This window comes from Leptothoe sp. LEGE 181152 (genome assembly GCF_032906605.1).
In the GTDB taxonomy this organism is placed as follows: domain Bacteria; phylum Cyanobacteriota; class Cyanobacteriia; order Phormidesmidales; family Phormidesmidaceae; genus Leptothoe; species Leptothoe turfae.
Window position 1 is genome coordinate 46,098 of sequence record NZ_JASATU010000044.1, and the last position, 6,613, is coordinate 52,710.

General features: G+C 47.7%; 5 protein-coding genes and 1 pseudogene. 4 read left to right on the top strand and 2 right to left on the bottom strand.

Translation table 11 applies throughout. The annotated features are described in order from the left end of the window. The first annotated feature begins 114 nt into the window (after window positions 1–114). From rimP to QGP82_RS21955, 3 genes are all read left to right on the top strand, one after another. Entirely contained in the window at window positions 115–585 is a 471-nt protein-coding gene (gene rimP, locus QGP82_RS21945; protein ID WP_163702830.1) for a ribosome maturation factor RimP, read from the top strand. A 144-nt stretch (window positions 586–729) separates the two neighbouring features. Further along, window positions 730–2,097 (top strand): transcription termination factor NusA, encoded by a 1,368-nt coding sequence (nusA, locus tag QGP82_RS21950; RefSeq protein WP_163668147.1) that lies wholly within the window; start codon window positions 730–732, stop codon window positions 2,095–2,097. A gap of 9 nt (window positions 2,098–2,106) precedes the next feature. Then, a complete protein-coding gene (locus QGP82_RS21955) occupies window positions 2,107–2,373 on the top strand; it encodes a YlxR family protein (protein WP_163668145.1) in 267 nt (88 codons plus the stop codon). A gap of 75 nt (window positions 2,374–2,448) precedes the next feature. Here QGP82_RS21955 and QGP82_RS21960 read toward each other — a convergent pair whose 3' ends face one another. Continuing rightward, the gene (locus QGP82_RS21960) at window positions 2,449–2,652 is read right to left on the bottom strand and encodes a hypothetical protein (protein ID WP_163668143.1); all 204 of its coding nucleotides are present in this window, start codon (window positions 2,650–2,652) and stop codon (window positions 2,449–2,451) included. An 89-nt stretch (window positions 2,653–2,741) separates the two neighbouring features. Between QGP82_RS21960 and infB the strand changes: the two genes are divergently transcribed. Continuing rightward, window positions 2,742–5,711, top strand: a complete 2,970-nt coding sequence (gene infB, locus QGP82_RS21965) for a translation initiation factor IF-2 (protein ID WP_163702829.1) — start codon at window positions 2,742–2,744, stop codon at window positions 5,709–5,711. A 783-nt stretch (window positions 5,712–6,494) separates the two neighbouring features. Here the strand turns inward: infB and QGP82_RS21970 are convergent. Beyond that, window positions 6,495–6,613: pseudogene (locus QGP82_RS21970) on the bottom strand (photosystem II q(b) protein); the annotation flags it as partial.

Here is a 6,613-nt window from a genome sequence, read left to right on the forward strand (position 1 = left end):
TGCTACTTGGATCAGTTAATAACTGGTTATTTACTGCCCCAGTTCAAAAATGATTGTGTTAAGAAGTGGGACCTCAAGGCCCACTTTTTATTTTGTTTAATTTACTACGTGTCCATGGCTCACCCTGTTATTCCACAGGTACTTGAAATAGCTGCCCCCATTGCCACTGACTTGGGATTAGAGGTAGTGGGCGCGGTTTTTCAAACCAACCATAACCCACCGGTTTTACGGGTTGACGTCCGTAACCTCACCCAGGACGACACTAGCCTAAACGACTGTGAAAAAATGAGTATCGCCTTAGGTGAAGCATTAGAAACCTCTAATACACTACCTGATGCGTATGTTCTAGAAGTTTCCAGTCCTGGCGTTTCTGATCAGCTGCAAACTGACCGCGATTTTATCGTTTTCAAGGGGTTTGCCATTGAAATCACTCTCCATACACCTCACAAAGGCAAAAAAGTATGGATAGGTACACTACTAGAACGAACGGAAAGCAAACTAGCTATTAGTCAACGAGGTCGTCGCGTTGCCATACCCAATGAGTTAGTAGAAGCAGTACAACTGAGCAATCAAGTTGAAGCATAGCCGCTCATTGCACCACTTCATCGCTACAAAACGCCTATCACCTCAGCGTAACGCGCCAGGATATCAGGGCTAAACCAGCATCATTCTTACTTTTATTCACATCTATTCGCATCGAAGTCTAGTTATTTAAGGAGGAGAAAGCCCATGTCAATGGTCAGTCTGCCCAGCCTACAAGAAATGATTGAAGGCATCAGTCGAGAGCGTAACTTACCTCGTTCCGCTGTAGAACAGGCCCTCAGAGAAGCTTTACTCAAAGGTTATGAGCGCTATCGTCGTACTCGCCGCATGGATAGCGCTCAATTTGATGAAGACTATTTTGACAACTTTGCTGTGGAGTTAGATCCAGAGGAAGAAGGCTTTAGGGTCTTATCGAGCAAAACAATTGTCGAGGCTGTTGAAAACCCTGACCATCAAATTTCTTTAGCAGAAGTAGTCGAAGTTGCCCCCGAGGCTCAGATAGGAGACGAGGTGGTGCTTGATGTTACGCCAGAGCAACGCGACTTTGGCCGCATGGCCGCGATTCAGACCAAACAAGTGCTGGCTCAAAAACTACGTGATCAGCAGCGGCGGTTAATCCAGGAAGAATTTCAGGACTTGGAAGGTACCATCCTCCAAGCACGCGTACTGCGATTTGAGCGTCAGTCCGTGATTATGGCCGTTAGCAGCGGCGTTGGCCAACCAGACGTAGAAGCAGAGTTACTCAAACGGGATCAATTACCCAATGATAACTATCGAGCCAATGCCACATTCCGTGTAGCACTGAAAAAAGTCTCAGAAGGATCTCACCGTGGGCCACAATTACTAGTGTCCCGTGCAGATGCCAGCCTTGTTGTTGAGCTATTTTCCAATGAGGTACCTGAAATTGAGGACGAAGTAGTCCGCATCGTTGCCGTGGCCCGTGAGGCTAATCCCCCATCTCGTTCAGTAGGCCCTAGAACCAAAATTGCTGTTGATACCCTAGAACGGGATGTTGATCCCGTAGGTGCCTGCATTGGTGCTCGTGGTTCTCGCATTCAGGTTGTTGTCAATGAACTGCGAGGTGAAAAGATAGACGTTATTCGCTGGTCCCCAGACCCAGCCACCTATATTGCCAACGCCCTCAGCCCTGCACGGGTTGACGAGGTGCGATTGATGAATCCAGAAGATCGTCAAGCCCATGTGTTGGTCCCTGAAGATCAGCTTAGTTTAGCCATTGGGAAAGAAGGTCAAAATGTAAGGCTAGCAGCACGTTTAACCGGATGGAAAATTGACATCAAGGACTCAGCTAAGTACGACTATGAGGCCGAAGATGAGAAGGTACGGGCTCAACTGGAAGCTAAACGTAAGCAAGAGGAAGAAGCAGCGGCGGCCTTAGCGGCACAAATGGAAGCCATTAAAGCAGCAAATCTAGCAGCGGCGGCCGCTCAACAAGCTGCCGCAGAAGCAGCGGCTGTAGAAGAGCCTGAAGTCCTTGAGAATGAGGGACCTGCCTATGAGGGGGAAAATGAGGGACCCGCTTATGAGGAGGAATAAGTTAGTTTGATGCGACCGAATTATCGACGCTGTGTGAGCTGCCGTAAGGCAGCCCATCGAGATCAATTCCTGAGGGTCGTTCGCACTTATCCAACAGGCACAATCCAGCTGAACTATGGCATGGGACGTTCCGCCTATTTATGTCCTCAGATAGATTGCTTAAACTCAGCACACAAGAAAAATCGGCTTGGTCGTTCCCTTAAGGCACCTGTGCCAGAGGAAATTTATCAACACTTGCACCAACTCATTAAGCAAAAACTGGCATCACCCCGATAACAGATTCAAGCTTGATCATTAACAGCTTCTGAAATGTCCACAAAGGCTTACATGCAAATGACCTAAGTAGTTCAGTTAAAGCTTTTGAGCTTTTGCCTGGCTGCGAATACTTTTTAGGGCTGATGCTAAGGTAGAATTTAAGACCTGTGCTAATTTTTGGTCGGGAATTCCTGATACTGTCAGAATATTATTGAGCGGGGATGGGGATACATCCATTTTCATCAGTACCCACAATGGCCACATTAGTGCTAAGAGTCGATAGAATAAGATATTGCCCATAGTGCCCAAGGGTAAAATGTCATGTCGTTTCGATAAGGGCAGTAAGTCTATGTGACACCTTTCTTTGAAAATTTGCGAGGAATATTTGGATGAACAATGGCAAAGTCAGGATATATGAGTTATCTCGGGAGTTGGATTTAGACAATAAAGATATTCTGGCCATCTGTGAACGTTTGAGCATAGCAGTAAAGAGCCATAGCAGCACTATTACTGAATCGGATGCGGAACGGATTCGTGCAGCTGCATCAGGAGCGCCAAAGCGCTCATTACAAAAGCCGCCTCCGAAACCAAAGCAAAAACCGAACCTGACCAAGCCTAAAGCCCCAAATCGTCCCGTTCGAAAACAGCAAATTTTAGAAGTTAGGCGTCATCAGTCATCAGAACCTAACTCTCCTGAGAAAAAAGTATCTCCTCCTCAGGCTCCCAAAGATGCTTCTCCAGCCAAGTCGCCATCCTCGGATGACTTACGACAGCCACCAAATCGCCCTGGACGACCAAACAAGCCATCTGTGCGTCCTCCTCAGAAGCCAGTACCTCGTCCTACTGGGAATACAAATGGTGCCAGTTCTTCTGGGGCTACGTCCAGTGAGCCATCCGACCAGGCTGTACCGGTATCCAAACCACAGATTGTTCAACCTAAGCTAGTCTCTCCTCCATCTCGTACCCAAGCACCACGTCCTAAAGTAGCGAGGCGAAGTGATGATCCAGATGCCAAGATCCCGGTGACTGAGGTCGGTAGATCGGTCGAGGCTCAGGATAAGCCAGCTGCACTTAAGGCGAAACCAAGCTTAAAACCAAAACCAGTTATTGAGGTTCGCCGACCAAAACCGTCTAGTCCAACGGCTGATGAGACAGGTGCTACAGATACAGATACAGACGATACCAGCAGTGGTGGCCCCGTTTTAGTTGGCGCACCTCGACGTCCTGACGTACGCCGACCTTCAGCTCCAGCACGTCCACCCAAACGAGGGAAGCCTCGTGGTGAGAGTGAAGAAGAGGAAATGCGGCAGCGCGCTAGCAAGAACGCAACGAAGAAGCGACGTGCTCAACGTTTAGATGATGATGATGACATTGAAGAACTAGAGGCAGGTCTGTCTGGTGATTCTTCAGCAACGCCAATCAGTATTTCGTTGATGCGGCCACCTAAGCCTAAGTCTCATCAGAGTCAGGCCAAGCCAGCTGCTGTGAAAAGCCGTTCTATGCCAACTCGGGGTGGTTCATCACGCAATAATCGGCGCGATCGCAAAGTCGAAGTCGTCGAAGACAAGCCCGAACTAATAATTCTAACCAACGGTCTGACCGTACACGAATTAGCTCAAGAGATTAAAGAACCTGAAACTGAAGTTATTAAGTTCTTGTTCTTTAAAGGCATCGCTACTAATATCAATCAAACCTTGGACATTCCCACGGCCAGGATGGTAGCTGAAGCCTTTGATATCCAGGTAGAAACTGCTGAAGCCGAGTCTGAAGCAAAGAAAACCACCGAAATGATTGATGAGGGCGACCTCGAAAATCTGAAGCAGCGTCCACCAGTGGTCACCATCATGGGTCACGTTGACCATGGTAAAACCTCGCTTCTGGATGCTATCCGTGAAGCTAAAGTTGCCAGTGGGGAAGCCGGGGGTATCACCCAGCACATTGGTGCCTACCACGTTGATGTCGAACATGAGGGCGACAATCGCCAGGTTGTCTTCCTAGATACCCCTGGCCACGAAGCATTTACAGCAATGCGTGCTCGAGGTACTCGTGTTACTGACATTGCAGTGTTAGTGGTTGCGGCAGATGATGGTGTGCGTCCTCAGACGATTGAGGCAATTAGCCACGCCAAAGCAGCTCAGGTACCCATTGTTACTGCTATAAACAAGGTTGATAAAGAAACAGCTAACCCTGATCGCGTCAAGCAAGAACTTATGGAGCAAGGTCTGGTTCCTGAGGAATGGGGTGGCGATAGCATCATGGTGCCTGTGAGTGCCATAACTGGTGAGAACCTTGATCTGTTGCTAGAAATGCTATTGCTACAGGCTGAAGTTGAGGATCTACACGCTAATCCTGACAGATTAGCAAAGGGAACCGTTATTGAGGCCAACCTGGATAAAGCACGAGGCCCTGTGGCTACCTTACTTGTACAAAATGGCACTCTGAAGATTGGCGATTCAATGGTCGTCGGCTCTGTCTTCGGTAAGGTGAGGGCAATGTTAGACGATCGCTTAAACCGTGTTGAGGCAGCTTCACCATCCTTTGCCGTTGAGGTTCTAGGTCTCAATGACGTACCTCAAGCAGGTGATGAGTTTGAAGTCTTCAAGTCTGAAAAAGAAGCTCGTGCTATAGCTGATAGCCGAGCAATCGATCAGCGTCAGTCTAGGTTGCAGCAAGCGATGGCATCTCGACGGGTAACCCTCAATACCCTGTCTGCCCAAGCTCAGGAAGGCGAACTGAAGGAACTCAACATCTTGCTGAAAGCAGACGTTCAAGGTTCTGTTGAAGCAATTCTGGCATCTCTACAACAGCTGCCCCAGGACGAAGTTCAAATTCGTGTGCTGATGGCTGCTCCAGGGGAGATTAGTGAAACTGATGTTGACCTAGCTGCGGCCAGTGGCGCAGTCATCATTGGCTTCAACACAACTCTAGCGCCGGGAGCACAGCAAGCTTCTGACCGTCTAGGTGTTGATATTCGAGACTACGACATTATCTATAAGCTCCTAGAAGATATTGAAGGCGCTATGGAAGGTCTGCTTGAGCCTGAACTGGTGGCAGAAGATCTGGGTGAAGTCGAAGTCCGTGCTGTCTTCCCAGTACGTAAAGGGGCTGTTGCAGGCTGCTATGTTCTATCCGGTAAGGTAACTCGAAATTGTAAGATTCGAGTCATGCGTAATGGCACTCAGGTATATGAAGGTAATCTAGATTCACTCAAGCGTATGCGGGATGACGTGAAAGAAGTTGCCTCTGGCTTTGAGTGTGGTATCGGTGTTGATAAGTTCAGTAACTGGCAAGAAGGAGATCGCATTGAGGCCTTCAAGATGGTCACGAAGCGACGGACCCTAGCCGGGCGTTCTCAATAGGACTTATCGTCAGCAATCCGCTGTATAAAGCTAGTCGATACAAGAAAAACCGATGATACTACCAGATTGTCTCCATTTCTTGTATCGACTAGCAACAAGTCGATATAAACCGTGATTATAGGCACAACACGTCCATTGGTCCTGCGTTATCGTATGAGTAGAAGATGCTGAAATATCCTATCAAATCAGCTTACACAGGAAACCTATGGCTAGTATATCCTCCACTCTATTTAGCTCTGAAGATACGAATGTATGGTTAAGCTTGCAGCGAGCTATATGTAGTAGTACCGGGTTCCAGAGATGGAAGTCCGAACTACCAGCTGACACCTTGGATAAAACTCCACTAGAGCAATTGGTAAGACGATATCTGCGAGAGACCTTAGAAACTCTTGCTTATTAAGCTAAAGACAAAAGCTTAGTGAATTTACAGAGCGTCTCTTGATGTATTTTCAATCTAAACGCTTTGACCAGCACTGATTAAACATTAGCCATAAAGGGAGGTTTAGTAACCTCCCTTTTTTAGTAACAAGCATATCTACTTATCGAACATCGATGAATGCATATCTCCAAATGAGAAGCGACGCCAACAGCACTTTGCTTTGACCATAGCTGTCTGTTTCCAGCTAACGTTTCAGCAATCACTTATAGCCTAATGAAATAGGCTTGCCAAGTTGTCAGTCTCAAACAAAACAAGAATTGCGTATCTATCCCCTTAAAAAATCAAAGGCCCCCATCCGAAGATAGAGGCCCTTTTGACTAGACTAGGTTACAAAACCACGACGACTACGCGTTGATGGAAGGAGCAACCATAGCAACAGGAGCCGCTTCACCAGCCGCCAAGTCTAGAGGGAAGTTGTGAGCATTACGCTCGTGCATTACTTCCATACCTAGGTTGGCACGGT

What these genes read in the sequence shown, in the direction of transcription:
- rimP (WP_163702830.1), top strand. Translation starts at nt 115, where the DNA reads ATGGCTCACCCTGTTATTCCACAGGTACTTGAAATAGCTGCCCCCATT.
- nusA (WP_163668147.1), top strand. Translation starts at nt 730, where the DNA reads ATGTCAATGGTCAGTCTGCCCAGCCTACAAGAAATGATTGAAGGCATC.
- QGP82_RS21955 (WP_163668145.1), top strand. Translation starts at nt 2,107, where the DNA reads ATGCGACCGAATTATCGACGCTGTGTGAGCTGCCGTAAGGCAGCCCAT.
- QGP82_RS21960 (WP_163668143.1), bottom strand. Translation starts at nt 2,652, where the DNA reads ATGGGCAATATCTTATTCTATCGACTCTTAGCACTAATGTGGCCATTG.
- infB (WP_163702829.1), top strand. Translation starts at nt 2,742, where the DNA reads ATGAACAATGGCAAAGTCAGGATATATGAGTTATCTCGGGAGTTGGAT.